Raw genomic sequence first — 21,467 nt, forward strand, 5'->3', positions numbered from 1 at the left:
GCGCCGCCCCGCGCCCCGTGCAGCCGGTCAGCTTTCCTTGCCCGGCCGCCGCGACAGCCCGATGTCGAGATGCGCGCCGGCGTCGAGCAGCAGCGTCTCGCCGGTGATCACCCGGCTCATCGGATCGAGCAACATTTCGATGGGTCCGGCGATATCCTCCGGCCCCGCCGCCATCGCCATCGGCGTCGCCGCCGCAATGCGCTCGTTCAGCCGCCCGAACGCCTCCGTGCCGAGCCGCTTCTCGAACCAGCCGGTGCCGACATAGCCCGGCGCCACCGCGTTGACCCGTATCGCGGGCGCCAGCACCCGCGCCAGGCTCTTGGTCATCGTTACCAAAGCGCCCTTGGACGCGGCATAGGCAACCGACGATCCGATCCCGAATACACCCGCGACCGATGCGACGTTGACCACCGCACCCATCCCGCTCTCGCGCAGCGCCGGCGCGCAGGCGCGGATCATCTGGAACGGCGCCACGGTGTTGAGCCGGTAGATGTCGATGAAGTCCTCCGCGTCCAGCGCGTCGAGATCCTCGTGGTTGGCGTATTTGGTGCGACCCGCATTGTTGACCAGAAAGTCGATCCGGCCGAACGCGTCCAGCGCCGCCCCCGCGAGCGTCCGGCACGCCGCATCCTCGACGATGTCGGCTTGCACCGCGATCGCGCCCTCGCCGAGTTCCGCCGCCAGCGCCTCCGCCTCGTCGCGGCTGTGCGCATAGTTGATCGCGCAGCGCACGCCCCTGGCGGCAAGCCGCCGCACCACTGCGGCGCCGATGCCCGTGCCGCCGCCGGTGACGATCGCGACCGCGCCCCTCATGCCTGCGCACTCGGGCGCCCGGTGGCGCGGTCATGCCAGCCGCGCAGCGCGGTCAGCTCATCCGGGATCGGGATGCCGACGAACGCCGCGAAGTCGATCGTGGTCAGCAACACGATATCGGCGATCGTATAGCGCTCGCCATCGAGCCAGTCGTGCTTGGCCAGCGCGTGGTCGAATTCGACCATCGCCGCGGTCACCCGCGGGCGCTGGCTCTCACCGAATTCCTTGTATTGCGGCTTCACCACCCGCGCGGTGAACGGATGGGTATGCGCCCATACCAGGCCTAGCGGCATCATCAGCCGCAGCTCCACGCGGCGGGTCCACATGTCGATCTCAGCGATGTTGCGCGGATCGCGGCCGAACAGCGGCGGCTCCGGATGCAGCGCTTCGAAATAGCGGCAGATCGCGATGCTCTCGGTCAGCACGCTGGTGTCGTCGAGCGCCAGCGCCGGCGTCTGCCCGAGCGGATTGACCGCCAGATAGTCGGGCGACTTGTGCTCGCCCTCGCGGATCGAGACGTGCGCCATCGGCACCCGCAGTCCCTTCTCCGCCAGGAAGATCCGCACCCGCCGCGGATTGGGCGCTGGGTTGGCGCTATCGTAGAACAGCATGGCGGCGTCTCTCCTGCGTTTTGTGTTTTCGAAGATCGCGTATGGCATTCGCGGGGCGGTTCGCCTAGCGGTGGCGGGATGGATAAGACCGCCGACCTGCTCGCATCCGACTTCGCGACGCTGCCCGTCCTGATCTCGGCGCATGCTCGCGAACGGGGCGACCGGATCGCGGTGGCCGACGATGACGGCGCGATCGACTATGCGATGCTCGACACGCTGATGGACCGCGTCGCCGCCGCCCTGCAGCGTGACGGCATCGCGCCCGGCACCGCGATCGCGATCGTCGCCGCACCGTCGGTCGACTATGCCTGCGTCTTCCTCGGTGCCCTCCGCGCCGGCTGCGTCGCCGCCCCGATCGCGCCGTCCGCCACCCCCGCATCGATCGTCGCGATGATCGCCGACTGTCGCGCCCCGATCGTCTTCCTCGACGACGATAACGCCGCCGCACTCGCGGGCGAGCAACTGCCCGCTCGTGCGGTACGGTTCGGCACGGCGTTCGCGGCGTGGCTCGCACCCGTCGGCGCAAGACCCCTGCCCGTCGTCGTTTCCCCCGCCGACGGCTTCAACATCATCTATTCGTCCGGCACCACCGGCACGCCCAAGGGCATCGTCCAGAGCCATGCGATGCGCTGGGCACATATCGCGCGCAACGCCGCGGCAGGGTTCGATCGCGCGGTGACGATGCTCGCGACGCCGCTCTATTCGAACACCACGCTGGTCAGCTTCCTGCCGACGCTCGGCTGGGGCGGCACCGCGGTGGTGATGCGCAAGTTCGACGCCCGCCGTTTCCTCGAACTCGCCGAGCGTCACCGCGCCACCCATACGATGCTCGTCCCCGTCCAATACCAGCGCATCATGGCGCTCTCCGATTTCGACCGCTTCGATCTGTCCAGCTTCAGGCTGAAGACGAGCACCAGCGCGCCCTTCTCGGCCGCGCTGAAGGTCGACGTCGTGAAGCGCTGGCCCGGGCTGCTGATCGAATATTACGGCATGACCGAAGGCGGCGCCTCCACCGGCCTCAACGCCAATGAATTCCCCGACAAGCTCCACACCGTCGGCCGCCCGCTGCCGGGGCACGAGATCAGGCTGATCGACGAGGACGGCGTCGAGGTGCCTCCGGGCGCGATGGGCGAGGTCGTCGGCCGGTCGCCGACGATGATGACGGGCTATTTCGGCCGCGACGCCGCGACCCGCGACGCCGAATGGTTCGATGCCGACGGCAACCGCTACATCCGCCACGGCGATGTCGGGCGCTTCGACGACGACGGCTTCCTGATCCTCATGGATCGCAAGAAGGACATGATCATCTCGGGCGGCTACAACATCTACCCGTCCGATCTCGAGGCTATCCTGGCGCAGCATCCCTCCGTCGCGGACTGCACCGTGGTGGGCGCGCCGTCGGAAGCCTGGGGCGAGACTCCGGTCGGCTTCTACGTCCCGCGCGCCGATGCAGCGGACGATAGCGACGCGATTCTCGCCTGGCTCAACGCGCAGGTCGGCAAGACCCAGCGTCTGTCCGCGCTCCACCGCGCGGACGAACTGCCGCGCAGCGCGATCGGCAAGGTGCTCAAGCGCGAATTGCGCGATCGGCTGACGGGGACGGCATGACGACATTGAAGGCGATCATCGATTCGCTCCAGCCGGTCGACGGCGGCTGGCGCGGCACCATTCCCGACGCGTGGCTACAGGGGCGCACCAGCTATGGCGGCCTTTCCGCAGCACTCGCGCTCCACGTCGCGCAACACTCGGACGTCGATCTGCCACCGCTCCGGTCCGCGCTGGTCGCGTTCATCGGGCCGCTGTCCGGCGAGATCACGATCCGCGCGACCCGGCTGCGGCGCGGCCGCAACGCCGCCTTCATCCAGGTCGATGTCGAGAGCGAGGCCGGGCTCGGCCTGCGTGCGACCTTCGTGTTCATGGGTCCCGTCGAATCGAAGGTCGATCACCGGGTCGGCACCGCGCCCGACTTCCCAATGCCGACGCCGGAGGACAAGGTCTTCAACGGCCTCGCCGCGGTCTCCTTCACGCAGAATTTCGAGATGCTCGATCTGCGCGACGGCACGCTCGGGCCCACCGAATGGTTGCGCTGGGTGCGGCTCGCCGATCGCGACGGCGTCGATCCGACGGTCGAGCTGATCTGCATCGCCGATTGCCTACCCCCCGCCGCGCTGAAGCTCATCGGCGGACCCGCACCGGTCAGCTCGATGACCTGGCAGCTCAACCTGCTCGGCGCGAAGCCGAGGACGGAGAATGGCTGGTGGCTGCTCCGCGCCTCGTCGGATCATGCCAAGGACGGCAGCTCCAGCCAGACCATGGCGATCTGGAACAGCGACGGCACGCCGATCGCCGATCAGATGCAGAGCGTCGCGATCTTCGCCTGACGACCGCACGATTGGGGCAGCCTCGGTCCGTCGCAAATTTCATCGTGATTACAATGTGTCGCTTGGAATCCGAAATCGGGACGCCTAACAATTGTTAGCCTCTTCCTGACTTGAGGCGCAACCTACCTGGGCGTCGGCGATCCCTCGCGGCGCCCATTTTGGCGTGGTGACGCCCAGCGCACGCGACAAGTTGCGACACATCGCTCCACCCCCGACACACCCCGGCGACAGCCATCCGCGATAAGCTCACGGGACGAGCGCACCCCACCGGGTTCGACCGCGCTTCCCAGGAGCATTCGCCATGGTAAACCCCGATGCGATGGGAGATTCGCCGCACCTGCTGCTCGTCGACGACGAGCGTTCGATCCGCGAACCGCTCGCGCAATATCTCACCAAACAGGGCTTTCGCGTCACCCAGACCGGCGACGCGGAGAGCGCGCGCACCCGGCTCGCGGCCTATGCGATCGATCTCGTCATCCTCGACATCATGATGCCCGGCGAGGACGGCCTCAGCCTCTGCCGTCACATCGCCGCGACATCCGACGTGCCGGTGATCCTGCTGACCGCGAAGAGCGAGGAGACCGACCGCATCGTCGGGCTCGAAATGGGTGCCGACGATTATGTCGTGAAACCCTTCTCCCCGCGGGAACTCGCGACCCGCGTGAAGGTCGTGCTGCGTCGCCTCACCGTCGGCGGTGCGCGCCAGCATGCGCCCGAAAGCGGCTCCTACGCCTTCGCCGGCTGGGTGCTGAAGACCGGTGAACGCGCGCTGGTCGACCGCGAGGGGGTATCGGTGCCGCTGTCGACCGGCGAATACAACCTGCTGTTCGCGCTGGTGACCCGCCCGCGCCAGGTCCTCACCCGCGATCAGCTGCTCGATCTCACCCAGGGGCGCGAGGCCGCGGCGTTCGACCGCGCCATCGACAATCAGGTCAGCCGCCTGCGCCGCAAGATCGAGACCGATGCCAAGAACCCCGACATCATCAAGACCGTCTGGGGCGGCGGCTACACGCTGGCGGCCGAGGTGACCCGCCTGTGATCCGCCTGCCTGTGACCCAACCGTGATGCGTATTTGGCCGCGCAGCCTCGGCGGGCAGATGGCGCTGCTGGTCGCGCTCGCGCTGTTCGTCGCGCAGGCGATCAACTTCGGGCTGCTGCTCCGCGAACGCCAGAGCTTCCGCCTCGCGCAGATCACCGGGCCCGCGGTCACCCGGCTGATCGACGCGGCCGAGCGCACCGCGCAGGGCCGCGGGCCCACCGCCGATCGCGGCCGCGTCCGCCGCGCCGCTACCAATCCGATCACCCCCAGCATGGCGCCCGAACCGTCGGTCGAGCGCCGTATCCGCCATGAACTGACCGAAGCCGGGCTCCAGGTCGGGCGCATCGCCACGGGCATCCGCCCGATCGACCCACGCGATCCACCCTTCCGCACCTTGCAACGCGGCGGGCCCGATCGCCTCGCCCGCTATAATGACGAACTGGTGATCGCGGTGGAGCAGCCCGGGCGGGGCTGGCTGGTGCTCCGCGGGGTATGGCCCCGCGGCGACGACGGCATCATCTGGCGGCTGATAGGCCAGACCCTGATCCTCTATGGCGTCGTCCTCGTCCCCGTGCTGTGGATCGGCCGACGCATCTCGCAGGGCTTGCGCGAACTCACCCGCTCGGCGGAGCGATTCGGCTCGACCGACAGCGGCGATCCCGTGCCAATCCAGGGCACCGACGACGTCGCTCGCCTGATCGCGGCGTTCAACGCGCTTCGCCTGCGCGTCACTGCAATGTTAGACGAGAAGGATCGAATGCTCGGCGCGATCGGCCACGACCTGCGTACCCCGCTAGCGGCGTTGCGGGTGCGGATCGAATCGGTCGAGGACGAGACCGACCGCGCCAAGATGGCCGACACCGTCGCGGAGATGAACCGCACGCTCGACGACATCCTCTCGCTCGCCCGCCTCGGCCGCCCCAGCGAACCGCTGACCGAGGTCGACCTCGCCGCGCTGGTCGACGCGGTGGTGGAGGACTTCCGCGATCTCGGCAACGACGTCACCTTCGTCGAGGCCGCACGCCTACCGATGCGGCTGCGCCCGTCGCTGATGCGCCGCGCGATCCGCAACCTGATCGAAAATGCGGTGAAGTACGGCCACGCCGCGATCGTGACCGTCGAAGCCCGCGCGCAAGACGTCGCGATCGTCGTCGCCGACAGCGGGCCGGGCATCCCCGCCGATCGGCTCGCGGACGTGTTCGTGCCGTTCACCCGCCTCGAAACCTCGCGCAACCGCAACACCGGCGGCATCGGCCTGGGCCTCGCACTCGCCCGCACCATCGTCCAGGAAGCCGGCGGCGACATCACCCTCACCAACCGCCCCGAAGGCGGCCTCGCCGCGACGATTACGCTGCCACGAAAACCGCGTTGAGTCCCCGGACCTGAGCATGATGACTTCAAGTCGAACCAGACCACCCTCTTCGTCATCCCCGCGCAGGCGGGGATCCAGACTGGCAAGCGTTGCGGCTGACATGCTGAAGCCACCCACCCCGTCATCCCCGCCTGCGCGGGGATGACGGGGTGGGTCAATCCAACGTCATCCTGCCTTAGAATTTTTTGCGTTCGTTTCGAGCGCGGTCGAGAAACCGCATGTGAGAACAATCCCCTCCTTACAGGGGAGGACCTACGACGACCTAATCCTCGACAATGCGGCTGTGCGCCCGCGTATCCCGCATCCGCAGATACACCAGCAACGACACCCCGATCATCGCGGTCACATACCAATAGAAGCCCCGCTCCAAGCCCGCATTCTTCAGCCACAATGCGACATATTCCGCCGTCCCGCCGAAGATCGTGTTGGCCAGCGCATAGGGCAGCGCGACCCCCAGCGTGCGGATATGCGCGGGGAACAGCTCCGCCTTCACCACCGCGTTGATCGACGTGTAGCCGGTCACGATCAGCAGCGCCGACAACACCAGCGACAATGCCGCCCACGGGTTCGTCACCCGTTCCAGCGCGAGGAAGATCGGCACCGTCGCGACCACGCCGGCGACGCCGAACGCGACCATCAACGGCTTGCGCCCGACCCGGTCCGACAACGCACCCGCCACCGGCTGGATCGCGGCATAGACGATCAGCGCGGCGGTCATGATCCAGGTCGCGGTCTCGCGGCTGAACCCGCTGGTGTTGACCAGGAACTTCTGCATGTACGTGGTGTAGGCGTAGAAGGCGAGCGTACCCCCCGCAGTCAGCAGCATTACCTTCGTGGCCTCCCGCGGATGGTCGCGGAACAGCGCCAGCGCGCTCGATCTCGGCGATCCGGCCGCGGCGGCGTTCGTGAAGCTCTCGGTTTCGATCAGCCCGCGGCGGATGCGGAACACCGCGATCGCCAGCAACCCGCCGACCGCAAACGGGATTCGCCAGCCCCAGCTTTCGAGCTGCGCCTCGCTCAGCACCGCCTGCAACAGCAGCAACACGCACAAGGCCGCGATCTGGCCGCCCACCAGCGTGACATATTGGAAGCTCGAATAGAAACCGCGCCGCTCCCGCCCCGCCATCTCCGACAGATACACCGCGCTCGCGCCATATTCGCCGCCGACGCTCAGCCCCTGCAGCAACCGCGCCACGACCAGCAGCGCCGGTGCGCCCCAGCCGATCGCCGCATAGGTCGGCGTCACCGCGATCAGGAACGCGCCCGCGCACATCAACGTCACGGACAGCGTCAGCGCCGACTTGCGCCCGTGGCGATCGGCATAGATGCCCATCACCCACGCGCCGACCGGCCGCATCAGGAACCCGACCGCGAAGATCGCCGCGGCGTTCAGCAACTGCGCGGTCGCGCTCGCCTTCGGAAAGATCACCGGCGCGAAGTACAGCGTGAACGCCGAATAGACGTACCAGTCGTACCATTCGACGAGGTTGCCCGCCGATCCGCCGAGGATCGACCGCAGCCGCCGGTCGACGCTCAACTTTCCTGGGCCCATCCGGCAGTGTCGGAGTAGAGATAGTCCGGTTCGAACTCGGCGACGCGCGCGAGCCGGTTATAGTCGATGATCGTGACCTCGCCGCTGCGGAACGCCAGCAAGCCGTCCTCGCGCAACGCGCGCAGCGTGCGATTGACGTGGACGCCGGTCAGCCCGCACGCCTCGCCGATATCGGTCTGCGTCAACGGCAGCTGGAACGACGATCCGTCCACCAGCTCGACCATCTTCAGCCGGACGAACAGCTCGCAGAAGAAATGCGCAATCCGCCCGTCGGCGCCCAGCCGTCCCAGCCGGAAGATCCACTCGCGGTGCATTGCCGCATCGAGCAGCGTCGAGAACCACAGCTTGCGGGTCAGATGCGGCATCTGCTCGGTAAGCTCGGTAAGCACCCGGTGATCGTAGACTGCGATCTTGACCGGCCCCAGCGTACCGATGTCGTGATCCAATCGCTTCATCGGAAAGGCATGGAGATCGATGAAGTCGCCCGGCACGTGGATCGCCACCAGCTGACGATGACCGTCGCGATCGTCCATGTAGCGGCAGACATAGCCTTCGATCAGATAGGTGCTGTTCTCGAGCCGTTCGCCGCGGCTGATGATCTGGCTGCGCGCGGGAAAGTCGCGGATGCTGCCCTTCGCATCCTCGATCGCACGCCGCTCCCCGGCGCTAAGGGTGTCGCGCCCCCGCCCCATCAGGAATCGCCGCGTGACCAGCGACGCGTCGTCGCGGTCGTCGTGCAGCTGGGTAGCGGGCACGGAAGCCATAGATCAAATGCCCAGAAGGAAGGTACGTCGACGAAACGATCGTCCAAACCGGGACACGCGTCAAGCTGCACGGTAGGGCTACCATGCATTGCGCGTAGACCGTCGCACTCGGCGATCGATCAGATGGTGGTGCGGGTGGCCGGGGTCGAACCGGCACTCCTTTCGGAACAGGATTTTGAGTCCAGCGCGTCTACCAATTCCACCACACCCGCACAGCCGGTCGAACCGGCAAGCGCGGCTACTAATCGCCACGCCCGACGATTTCAACCGGCACACGACATCGAGTTCGGGCTCAATTCGTCGGCGCCCGACGCCGATAGCTCAGCGCCTCGGCGACATGGATCCGCGCCACCCGGTCCGCGCCCGCTAGATCCGCGATCGTTCGCGCCACCCGGATCACCCGGTGGAAGCCTCGCGCCGACAGCCGCATCGCCTCCGCAGCCTGCGCGAGAAGCCTGCGCGCATCCTCCTCCAGCACCGCCACCTGCTCCAGCAACTCGCCGTCCCCCTCCGCATTGGTCCGCACGCTCGTCCCCGCATAACGGTCGCGCTGGATGGCGCGCGCCGCCGCTACGCGCAGCGCGATCTCGGCCGATCCCTCCACCGGCGGCGGCAGCATCAGGTCCGCCGCGCTCACCGCGCCCACCTCGACCGTAAGGTCGATCCGATCGAGCAGCGGGCCCGACACCTTGCCCTGATAATCGGCGGCACAGCGCGGCGCTCGAGCGCAGGCGAGGCTCGCATCGCCGAGATGCCCGCAACGGCACGGGTTCATCGCCGCGATCAGCTGGACCCGCGCCGGGTAGGTGACGTGCGCGTTCGCCCGCGCCACGCTGATCGTCCCCACCTCCAATGGCTGGCGCAGCGAATCGAGCACCGCGCGCTGGAACTCGGGAAGCTCGTCGAGGAACAACACGCCAAGGTGCGCGAGGCTCACCTCGCCCGGCTTCACCTTCAACCCACCCCCCGTCAGCGCCGCCATCGACGCCGAGTGATGCGGCGCGCGAAACGGCCGCGTCCGCGTCAACCGCCCGCCGGTCATCGTTCCCGCGACCGACTGCACCATCGACACCTCCAGCGCCTCCCCCGCATCCAGCGGCGGCAGGATGCCCGGCAGGCATGCCGCCATCAGCGACTTGCCCGCACCCGGCGGCCCGATCATCAACAGATTGTGCGCCCCCGCCGCCGCGATCTCCAGCGCACGCTTCGCAATCTCCTGCCCCTTCACCTGCGCGAGGTCCGGCCCGCGCGCGATCTCCTCCGCCTCCCCCGGTCGCGGCGCGGCGAGCAGCCCGTGACCCTTGAAGTGGTTGATCAGCGCCAGCAGGTCCGGCGCGGCGATCACCTCGATCGATCCCGCCCACGCCGCCTCAGCTCCCTGCGCAGCCGGACAGACCAGCCCGACACCTTCGGTCGACGCATGCAGCGCCGCAAGCAGCACCCCCGGCGACGGCGCGATGCGCGCGTCCAGCCCCAGTTCGCCGACGACCACATAGTCCGCCAGCGTCTCGACGTCGACCACCCCCATCGCCCCTAGCAGTGCGAGCGCAATCGGCAGGTCGAAATGCGATCCCTCCTTGGGCAGGTCGGCCGGCGACAGGTTCACCGCGATCCGCTTCGGCGGCAGCGCCAGTCCCATCGCGGAGATCGCGCCGCGCACCCGCTCGCGGCTTTCGCCGACCGCCTTGTCGCCGAGCCCGACGACGTTGAACGCCGGCAGGCCGGGGATCAGCTGCACCTGCACCTCGACGGCGCGCGCCTCCAGCCCAAGATAAGCCACCGTCCGTACGATCGTCGCCATAAGTCGCCCCCAATCCGCGTGATCCTTAAGCGCTTTCGACGGGCAGCGATGCTTGCGGCTAATACCTAGTCGCCGCCTATCTTCACTGTCTTGCTAAAACAACACACCGGCTCTACATCGCATCACGATGGCCGCGCCCCGCCTCTCCCCTGCGTTGACTTGGGCAACAGGTCTGGCTATGCGCACCGCCGACAAGGCCGTCCTCGGGGCGGCCGTTTTCTATTCAGACGATCAGGGAATGAACGATGAAGCGGACCTTTCAGCCGAGCAACCTGGTGCGTGCGCGCCGTCACGGCTTCCGCGCACGGATGGCAACCGTGGGCGGTCGCTCGGTGATCCGCGCCCGCCGCAACCGCGGCCGCAAGAAGCTGTCGGCGTAAAGACGCTTACCGCGCGCCGCGATTTCCTCGCGGCCAACGCGGGCCGGCGTGCGCCGATGCCGGGCTTCGTGCTGCTGATGCGCCGGCGTGACGATGGCGACCCGACGATGCGGATCGGGTTCACCGTCACCAAGAAGATTGGCAATGCCGTGGTTCGCAACCGGATGAAGCGCCGGTTGCGCGCCCTGGCACGTGACCTGCTGCCGACCACCGGCACGCTCGGCGCCGATCATGTCCTGATCGGCCGCAACGGCGGCAACGAGCGCGACTTCGCGCTGCTTCGCACCGAACTGGGTAAGGCGCTCGCCAAGGTGGCCCGGTGATCGCCCGCCTGCTGATCCTGCTGGCGCGCGGCTGGCAGATCGGCCCGTCGGCGATCCTGCCGCCCACCTGCCGCTACCAGCCATCCTGTTCGGCCTATGCAATCACCGCGCTTCGCCGCTATGGCGCGGCGAAGGGGGGCTGGTTGGCCGTAAAGCGGATCGCGCGATGCCATCCCTGGGGCGGGTACGGACCCGATCCCGTTCCATGACCCGTTCGCCGAGCACTGGGGCCACGTCTTGAATCAAGATCGTCAGAATTTCGTCTTGTTCGCGGTGATCGCGGCGCTGATCCTGTTCGGGTGGCCGCTGATCCAGGGCAAGTTCTTCCCCACAGCCAATCCGCCCGTCACCAAGATCGAGGCCGGCCAGACCAAGGTCGTCGCGAACAAGACCGCCGATCCGACCGCCGACACTGCGGGGGCGATCCGCAGCCGCACCGTGGTGCTCGCCGAAGCACCGCGGATCGCAATCGACACGCCGACGCTGAAGGGTTCGATCAACCTGAAGGGCGCACGCATCGACGACCTCGTGCTGGTCAAGTACAACGAGACGATCGCCAAGAACTCGGCGCCGATCCGCCTCCTCTCCCCCGCCGGTGCCCCTGAATCCTACTTCGCCGGCTTCGGCTGGCGCGACGACGGGCTTAAGCCCCCCGCAGCGGATGCGCTGTGGAAAGCGACCGGAACCACGCTCTCGCCCGGCCGCCCGGTCACGCTCGACGCCGCCAACGCGACCGGCCAACGCTTCCGCATCGTTCTCGCGGTCGACGACGCTTATATGTTCACCGTCACACAGACCGTGCTGAACGGTGGCATCTCGCCGGTTCCCGTCGCCCCCTATGGTTTCGTCAACCGCACCGGCATCTCCAAGGATCCATCGAGCATGACGATCCATGTCGGCCCAATGTCGGTCGACAATGGCGGCGCGCATTACCGGCCCAATTTCGACGACCTGCTGGAGGCGCCGTCGCGGTTCAGCACCACCGGCGGCTGGCTCGGCTTCACCGACAAATATTGGCTGACCGCGCTGATCCCCGATCAGCGCGCGACCTTCGACGGCCAGTTCCGCGGCGGCGCGCGCGACAGCTACCAGGCCGATTACTCCTTCCAGCCCAAGCTGCTGCCCCCGGGCCGGTCGATCACCCAGACCAGCCGTTTCTTCGCCGGCGCCAAGGAAGTCCGCACGCTCCAGCGCTACCAGGATCAGGAAGGCGTCGAGAAGCTCGACAAGGCGATCGACTGGGGTTGGTTCGAGATCGTCGAGAAGCCGATCTTCACCTATCTCCACTGGCTGTTCCGCATGGTCGGCAATTTCGGCGTGGCGATCATCCTGCTGACGGTGACGATCCGCGGGCTGATGTTTCCGATCGCGCAGCGCCAGTTCGCGTCGATGGCCAAGATGCGTGCGATCCAGCCGAAGATGAAGGCGCTCCAGGATCGCTACAAGGACGACAAGCCGCGCATGCAGCAGGAGGTGATGGCGCTCTACAAGACCGAGAAGGTAAATCCGGTCGCGGGCTGCCTGCCGACGCTGCTCCAGATCCCGATTTTCTACGCGCTGTACAAGGTGCTGATGCTGACGATCGAGATGCGTCACCAGCCTTTCGTCGCGTGGATCAAGGATCTGTCCGCGCCCGATCCGCTGACCCCGGTCAATCTGTTCGGGCTGCTGGCCTTCACCCCGCCCGCGTTCCTCGCGATCGGGATCGTGCCGATCATCCTCGGCATCTCGATGTACTTCCAGTTCAAGCTGAACCCCGCGCCGATGGACGACACCCAGAAGCAGGTGTTCGCGCTGCTGCCCTGGGTGCTGATGTTCGTGATGGCGCCGTTCGCGGTCGGGCTGCAGGTCTATTGGATCACCTCCAATTTCCTCGCGATCCTCCAGCAGAAGATCCTCTACGGCCGCCACCCCGATCTCGCGACGGCACCGGCCAAATAATGGCCGAGTTCGACCCCGAGACGATCGAAGCCGCGCGCAAGCTGTTCGCGGGGCCGGTGACGTTCCTCAAATCAGCGCCGACCCTCGAATTCTTGCCCGATGCTTCGGTGTCGGAGGTTGCGTTCGCAGGACGATCGAATGTCGGCAAGTCGTCGCTGCTGAATGCGCTGACTGGGCGCAACGCGCTGGCGCGGACCTCGAACACGCCGGGGCGGACGCAGGAGCTGAACTTCTTCGACGTCGGCCAGCCGCTCGCGTTCCGGCTCGTCGACATGCCGGGCTACGGGTTCGCCAAGGCGCCCAAGGATGTCGTCAAGAAATGGCGCTTCCTGGTCAACGACTTCCTCCGCGGCCGCCAGGCGCTGAAGCGCGCGCTGGTGCTGATCGACGCGCGCCACGGCATCAAGGACGTCGACCGCGAGATCCTCGAGATGCTCGATCGCGCCGCGGTGAGCTATCGCATCGTCCTGACCAAGGCCGACAAGATCAAGGCGAGCGAACTCGCCGCCGTCACCGAAGCCACCGAAGTGGAGGCGCGCAAGCGTCCGGCCGCGCACCCGGACATCCTCGCGACGTCGAGCGAAGGTGGGATGGGGATCCCCGAACTACGCGCAGCGGTGCTCGACGCAATCGGGTGATCGCGGGCTGGCATCTCCAATCCTCCCCTGCAAGGGGAGGTGGCTGGCGCCAGCCAGACGGAGGGGTGACACGCCCTTACGGATAGCGGATTACCCCTCCGTCAGTCCTGCGGACTGCCACCTGCTTTTGCAGGGGAGGATTGCGGCGGCGCAACTACCCCCGCTAGACCAGCCCCCGCCACCTCGCTAAGCCCGCGGCCATGAAACTGATCATCGGCAACAAGGCCTATTCCTCCTGGTCGCTCCGCGGCTGGCTCGCCTGCAAGCTGTCGGGTCTCGCTTTCGAGGAGGTGGTCGTCCCGCTCTACGACAATGAATGGGACAAGCGTCGCGAGGGCGACGAATTCGCGCCATCGTCGGGCAAGGTGCCGATCTTGTGGGACGGCGACGCGGTGGTGTGGGACAGTCTCGCCATCGTCGACTACCTCGCCGACAAGGTCGGCCGCGACGTCTTCTGGCCGGTCGATGATGCGCCGCGCGCGATGGCGCGGTCGATGGCCGCGGAGATGCATTCGAGCTTCTCCGCGCTCCGCCGCAAGCACAGCATGAACATCCGCCAGGTCTTCCCCGCACGGCGCCCCGACGACGATGTCATCGCCGAACTGGCGCGGATCATGGAGCTCTGGGCGCAGGCCCGTGCGCGCTTCGGCGGAGACGGTGACTTCCTGTTCGGCGCGTTCGGCGCGGCCGACATCATGTTCGCGCCCGTCATCACGCGGATCGTCACATATCAGCTGCCGATCGCGCGCTTCGCGGTCGGCTATATGGACGCGGTGCTGCAACACCGGTTCATGCAGGACTGGATCGCGGGCGCGCAGGAAGAGGAATGGGTGATCGAGCAATATGAGCAGCCCGCTAGGTGATGCGGGCGTGATCGATCCGGTCGCGCTGGCGCAGGCGCTGATCGCCACCGACAGTGTCACCCCGGCAAGCGGCGCGGTCTTCGACCTGATCGAAGCCGCGCTTGTTCCGCACGGCTTCGAGATCGACCGGTTCTTCGCCGGCGAGGCACCCGACGGACCGGTCGAGAACATCCTCGCGGTCCGCGGCACCACCGGCCCCCACCTCGCCTTCGCCGGCCACCTCGACGTCGTGCCCCCGGGCGAGGGATGGAGCGCATCGCCCTGGTCAGCCGAGATCAGGGGCGGACTGCTCTACGGGCGCGGCGCGGTCGACATGAAGGGCGCGGTCGCCGCTTTCGTCGCCGCCGCGGTCGCGCCGAGCAGCGGCATCGTCAGCCTGATCCTCACCGGGGACGAGGAAGGACCCGCGACCTACGGCACCCGCGCGTTGATCGACCGCATGGCCGACATCGGCATCGCGCCGGATCTCTGCCTCGTCGGCGAACCGACCTCCTCGGCTCGGCTCGGCGACACGATCAAGATTGGCCGACGCGGCTCGGTCAACATCTGGATCGAAATACCCGGCCGGCAGGGCCATGTCGCCTACCCGCACCTCGCCGACAATCCGATCACGCGCCTCGTCGCGGCGCTGGCGGAGATCGAAGGACTAATCCTCGACGACGGCAATGCGTGGTTTCAGGCATCGAACATCGAGATCACCGACCTCGCGGTGAACAACCCCGCGACCAACGTCATTCCCGGCCATGCGGCTGCACGGCTAAGCATCCGCTTTAACGACGAACAACGCGGCGACGCGCTGGTCGCGCGCATCACCGACTTGGTCCGGGGCCATGCGCCAGAGGCGACGGTGACCGGTCGCGTCAGCGGCGAGGCCTTCCTGACCCAGCCGGGCCGGCTCTCGACGATGGTCGCCGAAGCGATCGAGGCGCGGACCGGCCTCGTCGCTGAGTTGTCGACGACGGGTGGGACCTCCGACGCACGCTTCCTGTCGCGGCTATGCCCGACGGTCGAGTTCGGCCTGGTGAACGCGACGATGCATCAGGTCGACGAAGCGGTTGCCGTTGAGGACCTCCTCGCGCTCACCGACATCTACGCCGACATCATCCGCCGCGCCCACGCCGCAGGATGATGTAGAGCGCGCCCATCCCGCCGTGCCGGGGATGCGCCCCGCGTACTGCCGCGATGTTCCCCGCGTGGCGGGACGATGCGATCCAGTCGCTGACCGCCGACCGGATCGCGCCGCGCGCATGCGGGCGCTCGCTTTCGGGTCGCGGCGGCTTGCCCGTCACCAGCAACAACACCCGGTCGCCGCGTGCGACCGCGCGCTCGAGACCATAGTCCAGCATCGCATGCGCCGACGCGAGGGTATGGCCGTGCAGGTCGATCGAACTGTCGGGCGACACCAGCCCGCGCGAAATGCGGCGATCCCATCCGCCGTCGAGCGTGACGCCCGGCTTTTGCGGCTTCGGCTTGGCGACCGGGGGCGCGGCGGCAGGAACACGGCTGAGCGTCGCGGGCTTGCTCTTCGCGACGACGGTGTCGGCGGGCGCGATCGGCGGCGTGACGATCCCGCGGAGCGGCTTGACGCTGGCCATGACCCGCGCCCACAGCCCTGCCTCGTCAGGGCTGAGCGACCGCACCGGTCTGCAATCGCGCGATGGTCCCGACCGGCAGGAGCAGGAATGCGGTCCCGCGCGCCGCCATGCCGCCCGCGGTCGCTTCCGCCGCGGGTCCGGCGCCCCAGAAGGTATCGACCCGGTTGGCCCCCTTGATCGCGCCGCCGGTATCCTGCGCGACCCACAGCCCGCTCGCATCCGCACGATCCATCGACAGGAACAGCGGCGCGCCCAACGGCACGAACTTAGGATCGGCAGCGGCGCTCACCCCGCCATTGACGATATAGCCGAGCGCGCCGAGCGGCGGAGTGTTCAGTTCGCGGAAGAACACGAACGACTTGTTCTCGTCCATGATCGCGCGGCCCTCCTCGGGGTGCGCGCGAAGCCAGGCGACGATCCCCTGCATCGACGTCTGCCCCGGTTGCAACAGCCCCCGCGCCTTCATCAGCGCGCCGATGCCGGTGTAGTCGCGCCCGTTCTGCGTATCGTAGCCGACCCGCATCGTGGTGCCGTCGGGCAGCCGTATCCGGCCCGAGCCCTGGATCTGGAGGAAGAACACCGCCGCCTCGTCCGCACCCCAGGCGAGCACCGGCGCGCGGTCCGCCAAGGCGCCGCGGACGATCGCCGCGCGGTCGTAATAGGGCACCAGACTGCCGCCCTCGACCCGCCCGCGAACCTTCTTGCCCTTCAGGTCGGTGGAGAACTTGCCGAGATCGACGTCGACCAGATCCGACGGCCGCGCATAGATCGGCACCTCGTAACCCGCCCGACGCGTGCGTGATCCCGCGATCTCGGGCTCGTAATAGCCGGTCGCGAATGCCTTGCCGTCGCCGATCTGCGCCGCTTCGAACCAGCGCGTGAAGAAATCGCGCGAGCCCCCGCGCGGCACCGACGCCGCCGCCACGCACGCCGCGCGCCAGTCGGCTCCGCGGGTCAGCCCCGATGCGTCGGTGCGGCGTTGCAGCGTCGGACAGGTGGAGAGAAAGGCGAGCCGCGCCGCCTCCGCCTGCGCCTCGACCAGCGGCAGCTCGGTCATCGGCGGCCCGACGACGACCCCGGTGCTCGCTGCGGTGGGGGCACCCGGGGCCGCGACGGCAGGCAAAGGCGCAAATGGCGTCGCGGCGGCGATCCGGCCGTCGAACGCTCGTCCGCTCGCGACGACGCTACCCGCGCCGGTGGCGGGAGGTGGCAACGGCGCCGTAGCTGGCGGGCGACGGACCGGCTCGCGCGATGCACTGGACGGCGGAACGATCGCGCCACTGCAACCCGCAAGCATCGCGATCGCCGCGAAGCCGCTGCCGATCGCCGCAACACGCGACAGCGGCAAACCGCCCGCTCGGCAGCGCCTACCCCCCGTCATGATCTCCACCCGGATCAGGCTTCGTCGGTGTCGGCGAGCTTCCAGTTCGGATCGCTGCTCTTCAAGGTCCGTGCGAAGGTCCACACATCGTGCGTCTCGACCGCATCGGTCACCGACCCGGCCACCACGGCGCCCTCGGCGTCGCGGGTCACCGCGGCGATGTCCGCGTCGAAATTGACCGTGATCCGCGCCTCGCGCCCGTTCAGCGATGCATCCGCGATCATCGCGCGCTCGATCGAAACCAGGCGGTTGTCGAGAACATGCCCGGCTTCGCGGCGCTCGTGGATCGCCGAGACGAACGCATCGCGCACCTCGTCGACCGCTAGGAACCCCAGCGCTTCCTCGTCGCCCTTCCAATAGGCTTCGAGCGTCATCCGGTATGCAGCCTGCGCGCCCTCCAGGAAGCGTGCCACGTCGAAGCCGGGTTCACCCGCGACGATCGCCCGCAGGCCAGCTTCGGCGCGCGGATCGATGTTGCGGCTCGCGGCTTCGCGAACCTCGGGAGCGGCATCGACGGTACGCGGCACCGACAAGGGCGCGATCCGCTCTTCGGCGGGACGAGGCAGCGGTTGTTGCTCATGGCCGGTCCGCTTGCCGAGGACACTATAAAGCCTCAGCGCCAGGAACCCTGCGACCATTGCGAGAAGAACGACGTATAACACCAGGCCTCCGATCTTCTTGTCAACATAGGCCAAGGCGACGCCAATTCAAACCCGCGCCCGTTGAAACGTTCGGAACACGCTGCTAGGCGCACCGCGATATCGCGTGAACGCGCGACGGCGCCAGTTCGCTCCAGATGATATAGCGGCCCCGAGGGGCTTTTTTCCAGTCAACGCCCAGTCAAAGCAAGGATGATCTTCATGGCCGATCAGGACACCGGCACCAACCTCGAAACCCAGCCGCTGGCCAATGGCGCCGATACCGGACCGGCAGCGGGCATGATCTCGCAATATGTGAAGGACCTCTCGTTCGAGAATCCGAACGCACCTGCGATCTACCAGAACCAGAACCCGCCTGCGATCGACGTCCAGTTCAACATCGGCACCAGCCAGCTCGCCGACGAAGTGCACGAGGTCGTGCTGAAGATCGACGTGAAGGCGGACGCCGACGGCACGACCGCGTTCATCGTTGACCTCACCTATGCGGGCCTGTTCGGCCTGCGCAACGTCCCCGAAGAGCATATCCAGCCCTTCCTGCTCGGCGAAGCACCGCGGCTGCTGTTCCCGTTCGCGCGCCGCGTGCTCGCCGATTGCGTGCGCGACGGCGGCTTCCCGCCGCTGCTGCTCGAGCCGATCGACTTCGGCCAGCTCTACCTCCAGCAAGCAGAGGCCAAAACGCAGCAGGAATTCGGCGACTTCGGTCAGGCATAAGGTCCGCACGGGACCTCGACCATGAACCTCACCAGGGCCCTGGGATCGGTCGGCGGGCTGACGCTCGCCAGCCGCATCCTGGGGCTGCTGCGCGACGTGCTGTTTGCGCGCTTCGTCGGCGCCGGCTTCGCCTCCGACGCCTTCATGGTCGCGTTTCGCCTGCCCAACATGTTCCGCGCGCTGTTCGCGGAGGGCGCGTTCAGCGCCGCCTTCATCCCGATGTTCAACCGCAAGGTCGCCGATCCCGCGGGCGAGGGCCTGCCGACCGGCATCGCCTTCGCGCGCGACACGCTGTCGGTGCTGCTGCCGGTGCTGATCGTCCTGACCGCGGTAATGGAGGTCGCGGCGTGGCCGATCACCTGGATGCTGTCGGGTGGCTTCAACGACGTCACGTCTCAGGAGTTCGACTTCGTCGTCCTGCTCTCGCGGCTGACGATCCCCTATCTGCTGCTGATCAGCCTGGTGTCGCTGCTCGGTGGCATCCTCAACTCGCTCCACCGCTTCTGGGTCGCCGCCGCCGCGCCGATCCTGCTCAACGGCACGCTTATCGCGGCCCTGGTGTTCTTCCATCACCACGAAGCGCTCTACACCGCGCGTAACCAGGCGATCGCGGTGACGGTATCGGGCGCGCTCCAATTGCTGTGGGTGTGGTATGCCTGCAAGCGCGCCGGGGTCGTCCTGCCGCTCCGGCGCCCCCGCCTCACCCCCGACGTCCGCAGGCTGATGAAGCTGATCGGCCCCGCCGCCGCGGGTGCAGGCGCGGTGCAGATCAACCTCGTCGTCTCAACCGCGCTCGCCGCCCGGCTGCTGCCCGAAGGCTCGGTGACCTTCATCTATTATGCCGATCGGCTGAACCAGCTGCCGCTCGGCCTTATCGGCATCGGCCTCGGCACCGTGCTGCTGCCGACGATCTCGCGCCAGCTCGGCCGCGGTGAAGAAGCCAATGCGATGCAGACTCAAAATCGCGGCATGGAGCTGGCGCTGCTGCTCACCCTGCCCGCCACCGTCGCGCTGATCGTCTGCGGCATGCCGATCGTCGCGGCGTTGTTCCAGCACGGCAAGTTCACCGCGACCGCGGCGTTCGCCACCGCCCAGGCGCTAGCCGCCTTCTCGATCGGCCTTCCGTCGTACATCCTCGTGAAGGTGCTCACGCCGGGCTATTACGCCCGTTCCGACACCCGCACGCCCGTCCGCTACGCGACGGTGTCGATGATCGTGAACCTGATCCTGAACCTCGCGCTGATCGTCCCGCTCGGCCATATGGGCCCGCCCCTCGCCACCGCGATCGCGAGCACGGTCAACGTCGTTCTGCTCTACCGCACGCTCGCCAAGCGCGGGCACTTTGTCGCCGACGCGCAGCTCCGCCGCCGTTTCCCGCGGCTACTGGTCGCCGCGCTGGCGATGGGGCTGGTGATGTACTTTCTCAACGATTTGTTTGCGCCCTATGTCACCGGCACCAGCCTGCAGCGCTGGGCCGCGATGCTGGTGCTGGTCGCAACCGGCGGGGTCGTCTATGCGGCCGGGGTGTTCGCCACCGGCGCGATCCGCCTGCGCGACATCCGCCAGCTCGTCCGTTCCAGATAAGGTCAATCCCTTGCGCGTCGTTTCCGGCATCCAGCCCACGGGCAATCTCCACCTCGGCAACTACCTCGGCGCGATCAAGCAATGGGTGGCCATGCAGGACGCGATGGCGGTGGCCGACGACTGCCTGTTCTTCCTCGCCGATCTCCACGCGCTGACCGGCACGGTAGAGCCACGCGCGCTCGCCGCCAACACGATCGAGATGGCCGCGACGTTGCTCGCTGCCGGGATCGACCCAGATCGCGCAATCCTGTTCAACCAGGCGCGCGTGAAGGCGCATAGCGAACTCGCCTGGATCCTGGGCGGCACCGCCCGCATCGGCTGGCTCAACCGAATGACCCAGTGGAAAGACAAGGCGGGCAAGAACCGCGAAGGCGCGAGCGTCGGGCTGTTCACCTACCCGGTGCTCCAGGCCGCCGACGTGCTCGCCTACAACGCCACCCATGTGCCCGTCGGCGACGATCAGAAACAGCATCTCGAACTCGCCCGCGACATCGCGACCAAGTTCAACACCGACTATTCGATCGACCTGTTCACCCTGCCCGAGCCGTTCATCTCGACGGCGGCGCCGCGGGTGATGTCGCTACGCGACGGCGCCGCCAAGATGTCCAAGTCGGACCCGTCGGACATGAGCCGCATCAACCTGATCGACGATGACGACCTCATCGTCCAGAAGCTCCGCAAAGCGAAGACCGATCCGGAGCCGCTGCCCGACACTGCAGCCGGCCTCGCCGACCGCGCCGAAGCCCGCAATCTGGTGACGATCTATGCGGCCCTCGCCGACGAGAGCGTGGAGGCGGTGCTTGGCCGATTCGCGGGCCAAGGCTTCGGCGCGTTCAAGCCCGCCTTGGCGGATCTGGCGGTTGCGACGCTGAGCCCGATCCGCGAACGCCTCACGAGATTGTTGGAGGATCGCGGGGAAGTGGCCGTGGTGCTGGAGCGCGGCGCCTCGCGCGCTCGCGACCTCGCAGCTCCGACGCTAAAGGCCGCGCAGGAAGCGGTAGGCTTGCTGATCTGATGCGCGCGCCGGCAGCGTAAAGGAGGCTTGCCGCCCGCCTGCTT

Annotated in this window: 22 protein-coding genes and 1 tRNA gene; 14 read left to right on the forward strand and 9 right to left on the reverse strand. The window is 67.6% G+C overall.

Going from position 1 to position 21,467, the window contains the following annotated elements; genetic code table 11:
- Positions 1–27 precede the first annotated feature (27 nt).
- Together ACFE77_RS03500 and ACFE77_RS03505 are read right to left on the reverse strand one after the other, a co-directional pair.
- Complete coding sequence (locus ACFE77_RS03500; RefSeq protein WP_375420236.1) at positions 28–813, reverse strand: SDR family NAD(P)-dependent oxidoreductase; 786 nt, start codon at positions 811–813, stop codon at positions 28–30.
- A complete protein-coding gene (locus tag ACFE77_RS03505; protein WP_375420237.1) occupies positions 810–1,424 on the reverse strand; it encodes a glutathione S-transferase family protein in 615 nt (204 codons plus the stop codon). Before ACFE77_RS03505 ends, ACFE77_RS03500 begins: the two co-directional genes overlap by 4 nt.
- 78 nt (positions 1,425–1,502) lie before the next feature.
- Here ACFE77_RS03505 and ACFE77_RS03510 point away from each other — a divergent pair, with 78 nt between their 5' ends.
- The 4 genes from ACFE77_RS03510 (at position 1,503) to ACFE77_RS03525 (ending at position 6,216) form a co-directional block, all read left to right on the forward strand.
- Positions 1,503–3,032 (forward strand): class I adenylate-forming enzyme family protein, encoded by a 1,530-nt coding sequence (locus tag ACFE77_RS03510; protein WP_375420238.1) that lies wholly within the window; start codon positions 1,503–1,505, stop codon positions 3,030–3,032.
- Positions 3,029–3,805 (forward strand): thioesterase family protein, encoded by a 777-nt coding sequence (locus ACFE77_RS03515; RefSeq protein WP_375420239.1) that lies wholly within the window; start codon positions 3,029–3,031, stop codon positions 3,803–3,805. The genes ACFE77_RS03510 and ACFE77_RS03515 overlap by 4 nt, the downstream gene beginning before the upstream one ends.
- Positions 3,806–4,124: 319 nt before the next feature.
- Positions 4,125–4,844, forward strand: coding sequence for a response regulator (locus ACFE77_RS03520; RefSeq protein ID WP_375420284.1), 720 nt, complete (start codon positions 4,125–4,127; stop codon positions 4,842–4,844).
- Between the two features lie 25 nt (positions 4,845–4,869).
- Positions 4,870–6,216 carry an ATP-binding protein gene (locus ACFE77_RS03525; RefSeq protein ID WP_375420285.1) on the forward strand — a complete coding sequence of 449 codons (1,347 nt, stop codon included), beginning with the start codon at positions 4,870–4,872 and terminating at the stop codon, positions 6,214–6,216.
- Between the two features lie 262 nt (positions 6,217–6,478).
- Here ACFE77_RS03525 and ACFE77_RS03530 read toward each other — a convergent pair whose 3' ends face one another.
- The 4 genes from ACFE77_RS03530 to ACFE77_RS03545 all read right to left on the reverse strand — a co-directional run bounded on the left by ACFE77_RS03530 (position 6,479) and on the right by ACFE77_RS03545 (position 10,333).
- Positions 6,479–7,768, reverse strand: coding sequence for an MFS transporter (locus tag ACFE77_RS03530; protein ID WP_375420240.1), 1,290 nt, complete (start codon positions 7,766–7,768; stop codon positions 6,479–6,481).
- Positions 7,750–8,532, reverse strand: a complete 783-nt coding sequence (locus tag ACFE77_RS03535; protein ID WP_375420241.1) for a Crp/Fnr family transcriptional regulator — start codon at positions 8,530–8,532, stop codon at positions 7,750–7,752. Before ACFE77_RS03535 ends, ACFE77_RS03530 begins: the two co-directional genes overlap by 19 nt.
- 127 nt (positions 8,533–8,659) lie before the next feature.
- A tRNA-Leu gene (locus ACFE77_RS03540) sits at positions 8,660–8,744 on the reverse strand.
- Between the two features lie 80 nt (positions 8,745–8,824).
- Positions 8,825–10,333, reverse strand: a complete 1,509-nt coding sequence (locus ACFE77_RS03545; protein WP_375420242.1) for a YifB family Mg chelatase-like AAA ATPase — start codon at positions 10,331–10,333, stop codon at positions 8,825–8,827.
- Positions 10,334–10,578: 245 nt separating this feature from the next.
- Between ACFE77_RS03545 and rpmH the strand changes: the two genes are divergently transcribed.
- From rpmH to dapE, 7 genes are all read left to right on the forward strand, one after another.
- Positions 10,579–10,713, forward strand: coding sequence for a 50S ribosomal protein L34 (rpmH, locus tag ACFE77_RS03550; protein WP_174292372.1), 135 nt, complete (start codon positions 10,579–10,581; stop codon positions 10,711–10,713).
- 56 nt (positions 10,714–10,769) lie between these two features.
- The gene (gene rnpA / locus ACFE77_RS03555) at positions 10,770–11,036 is read left to right on the forward strand and encodes a ribonuclease P protein component (RefSeq protein WP_375420243.1); all 267 of its coding nucleotides are present in this window, start codon (positions 10,770–10,772) and stop codon (positions 11,034–11,036) included.
- Positions 11,033–11,245, forward strand: coding sequence for a membrane protein insertion efficiency factor YidD (gene yidD, locus ACFE77_RS03560; RefSeq protein ID WP_375420244.1), 213 nt, complete (start codon positions 11,033–11,035; stop codon positions 11,243–11,245). The genes rnpA and yidD overlap by 4 nt, the downstream gene beginning before the upstream one ends.
- Before the next feature lie 28 nt (positions 11,246–11,273).
- The gene (gene yidC / locus ACFE77_RS03565) at positions 11,274–12,977 is read left to right on the forward strand and encodes a membrane protein insertase YidC (protein ID WP_375420245.1); all 1,704 of its coding nucleotides are present in this window, start codon (positions 11,274–11,276) and stop codon (positions 12,975–12,977) included.
- On the forward strand, positions 12,977–13,615 hold the full coding sequence (yihA, locus tag ACFE77_RS03570; RefSeq protein ID WP_375420246.1) for a ribosome biogenesis GTP-binding protein YihA/YsxC: 639 nt from the start codon (positions 12,977–12,979) through the stop codon (positions 13,613–13,615). Before yidC ends, yihA begins: the two co-directional genes overlap by 1 nt.
- 200 nt (positions 13,616–13,815) lie before the next feature.
- Positions 13,816–14,478 carry a glutathione S-transferase family protein gene (locus ACFE77_RS03575; protein WP_375420247.1) on the forward strand — a complete coding sequence of 221 codons (663 nt, stop codon included), beginning with the start codon at positions 13,816–13,818 and terminating at the stop codon, positions 14,476–14,478.
- Positions 14,459–15,607, forward strand: coding sequence for a succinyl-diaminopimelate desuccinylase (gene dapE / locus ACFE77_RS03580; protein ID WP_375420248.1), 1,149 nt, complete (start codon positions 14,459–14,461; stop codon positions 15,605–15,607). The genes ACFE77_RS03575 and dapE overlap by 20 nt, the downstream gene beginning before the upstream one ends.
- Here the strand turns inward: dapE and ACFE77_RS03585 are convergent.
- The 3 genes from ACFE77_RS03585 to ACFE77_RS03595 form a co-directional block, all read right to left on the reverse strand.
- Entirely contained in the window at positions 15,579–16,073 is a 495-nt protein-coding gene (locus ACFE77_RS03585) for a Smr/MutS family protein (RefSeq protein ID WP_375420249.1), read from the reverse strand. The two genes, dapE and ACFE77_RS03585, sit on opposite strands and share 29 nt — an antisense overlap.
- Positions 16,074–16,098: 25 nt before the next feature.
- Positions 16,099–17,370, reverse strand: a complete 1,272-nt coding sequence (locus ACFE77_RS03590) for a murein transglycosylase A (RefSeq protein WP_375420286.1) — start codon at positions 17,368–17,370, stop codon at positions 16,099–16,101.
- A gap of 98 nt (positions 17,371–17,468) precedes the next feature.
- Entirely contained in the window at positions 17,469–18,116 is a 648-nt protein-coding gene (locus ACFE77_RS03595) for a Tim44/TimA family putative adaptor protein (protein ID WP_375420250.1), read from the reverse strand.
- 198 nt (positions 18,117–18,314) lie between these two features.
- Here ACFE77_RS03595 and secB point away from each other — a divergent pair, with 198 nt between their 5' ends.
- From secB to trpS, 3 genes are read left to right on the forward strand one after another with little or no spacing between them, the layout of a single operon-like run.
- A complete protein-coding gene (gene secB / locus ACFE77_RS03600) occupies positions 18,315–18,824 on the forward strand; it encodes a protein-export chaperone SecB (RefSeq protein ID WP_375420251.1) in 510 nt (169 codons plus the stop codon).
- A 21-nt stretch (positions 18,825–18,845) separates the two neighbouring features.
- A complete protein-coding gene (gene murJ / locus ACFE77_RS03605; RefSeq protein WP_375420252.1) occupies positions 18,846–20,408 on the forward strand; it encodes a murein biosynthesis integral membrane protein MurJ in 1,563 nt (520 codons plus the stop codon).
- Positions 20,409–20,418: 10 nt separating this feature from the next.
- Positions 20,419–21,423: a tryptophan--tRNA ligase gene (gene trpS / locus ACFE77_RS03610; protein WP_375420253.1), complete on the forward strand. Its 1,005-nt coding sequence runs from the start codon at positions 20,419–20,421 to the stop codon at positions 21,421–21,423.
- Positions 21,424–21,467: the final 44 nt, after the last annotated feature.

The sequence above is a fragment of the uncultured Sphingomonas sp. genome (assembly GCF_964243315.1).
GTDB lineage: Bacteria > Pseudomonadota > Alphaproteobacteria > Sphingomonadales > Sphingomonadaceae > Sphingomonas.

Excerpts from the sequence above, each read along its gene's own strand:
- ACFE77_RS03525 (WP_375420285.1), top strand. The coding sequence starts at position 4,870 with ATGCGTATTTGGCCGCGCAGCCTCGGCGGGCAGATGGCGCTGCTGGTC.
- ACFE77_RS03545 (WP_375420242.1), bottom strand. The coding sequence starts at position 10,333 with ATGGCGACGATCGTACGGACGGTGGCTTATCTTGGGCTGGAGGCGCGC.
- ACFE77_RS03505 (WP_375420237.1), bottom strand. The coding sequence starts at position 1,424 with ATGCTGTTCTACGATAGCGCCAACCCAGCGCCCAATCCGCGGCGGGTG.
- rnpA (WP_375420243.1), top strand. The coding sequence starts at position 10,770 with ATGCCGGGCTTCGTGCTGCTGATGCGCCGGCGTGACGATGGCGACCCG.
- murJ (WP_375420252.1), top strand. The coding sequence starts at position 18,846 with ATGAACCTCACCAGGGCCCTGGGATCGGTCGGCGGGCTGACGCTCGCC.
- ACFE77_RS03575 (WP_375420247.1), top strand. The coding sequence starts at position 13,816 with ATGAAACTGATCATCGGCAACAAGGCCTATTCCTCCTGGTCGCTCCGC.
- yihA (WP_375420246.1), top strand. The coding sequence starts at position 12,977 with ATGGCCGAGTTCGACCCCGAGACGATCGAAGCCGCGCGCAAGCTGTTC.
- ACFE77_RS03590 (WP_375420286.1), bottom strand. The coding sequence starts at position 17,370 with ATGCTTGCGGGTTGCAGTGGCGCGATCGTTCCGCCGTCCAGTGCATCG.
- ACFE77_RS03585 (WP_375420249.1), bottom strand. The coding sequence starts at position 16,073 with ATGGCCAGCGTCAAGCCGCTCCGCGGGATCGTCACGCCGCCGATCGCG.
- ACFE77_RS03535 (WP_375420241.1), bottom strand. The coding sequence starts at position 8,532 with ATGGCTTCCGTGCCCGCTACCCAGCTGCACGACGACCGCGACGACGCG.
- ACFE77_RS03500 (WP_375420236.1), bottom strand. The coding sequence starts at position 813 with ATGAGGGGCGCGGTCGCGATCGTCACCGGCGGCGGCACGGGCATCGGC.
- ACFE77_RS03515 (WP_375420239.1), top strand. The coding sequence starts at position 3,029 with ATGACGACATTGAAGGCGATCATCGATTCGCTCCAGCCGGTCGACGGC.
- secB (WP_375420251.1), top strand. The coding sequence starts at position 18,315 with ATGGCCGATCAGGACACCGGCACCAACCTCGAAACCCAGCCGCTGGCC.
- ACFE77_RS03520 (WP_375420284.1), top strand. The coding sequence starts at position 4,125 with ATGGGAGATTCGCCGCACCTGCTGCTCGTCGACGACGAGCGTTCGATC.
- ACFE77_RS03530 (WP_375420240.1), bottom strand. The coding sequence starts at position 7,768 with ATGGGCCCAGGAAAGTTGAGCGTCGACCGGCGGCTGCGGTCGATCCTC.
- ACFE77_RS03510 (WP_375420238.1), top strand. The coding sequence starts at position 1,503 with ATGGATAAGACCGCCGACCTGCTCGCATCCGACTTCGCGACGCTGCCC.
- dapE (WP_375420248.1), top strand. The coding sequence starts at position 14,459 with ATGAGCAGCCCGCTAGGTGATGCGGGCGTGATCGATCCGGTCGCGCTG.
- rpmH (WP_174292372.1), top strand. The coding sequence starts at position 10,579 with ATGAAGCGGACCTTTCAGCCGAGCAACCTGGTGCGTGCGCGCCGTCAC.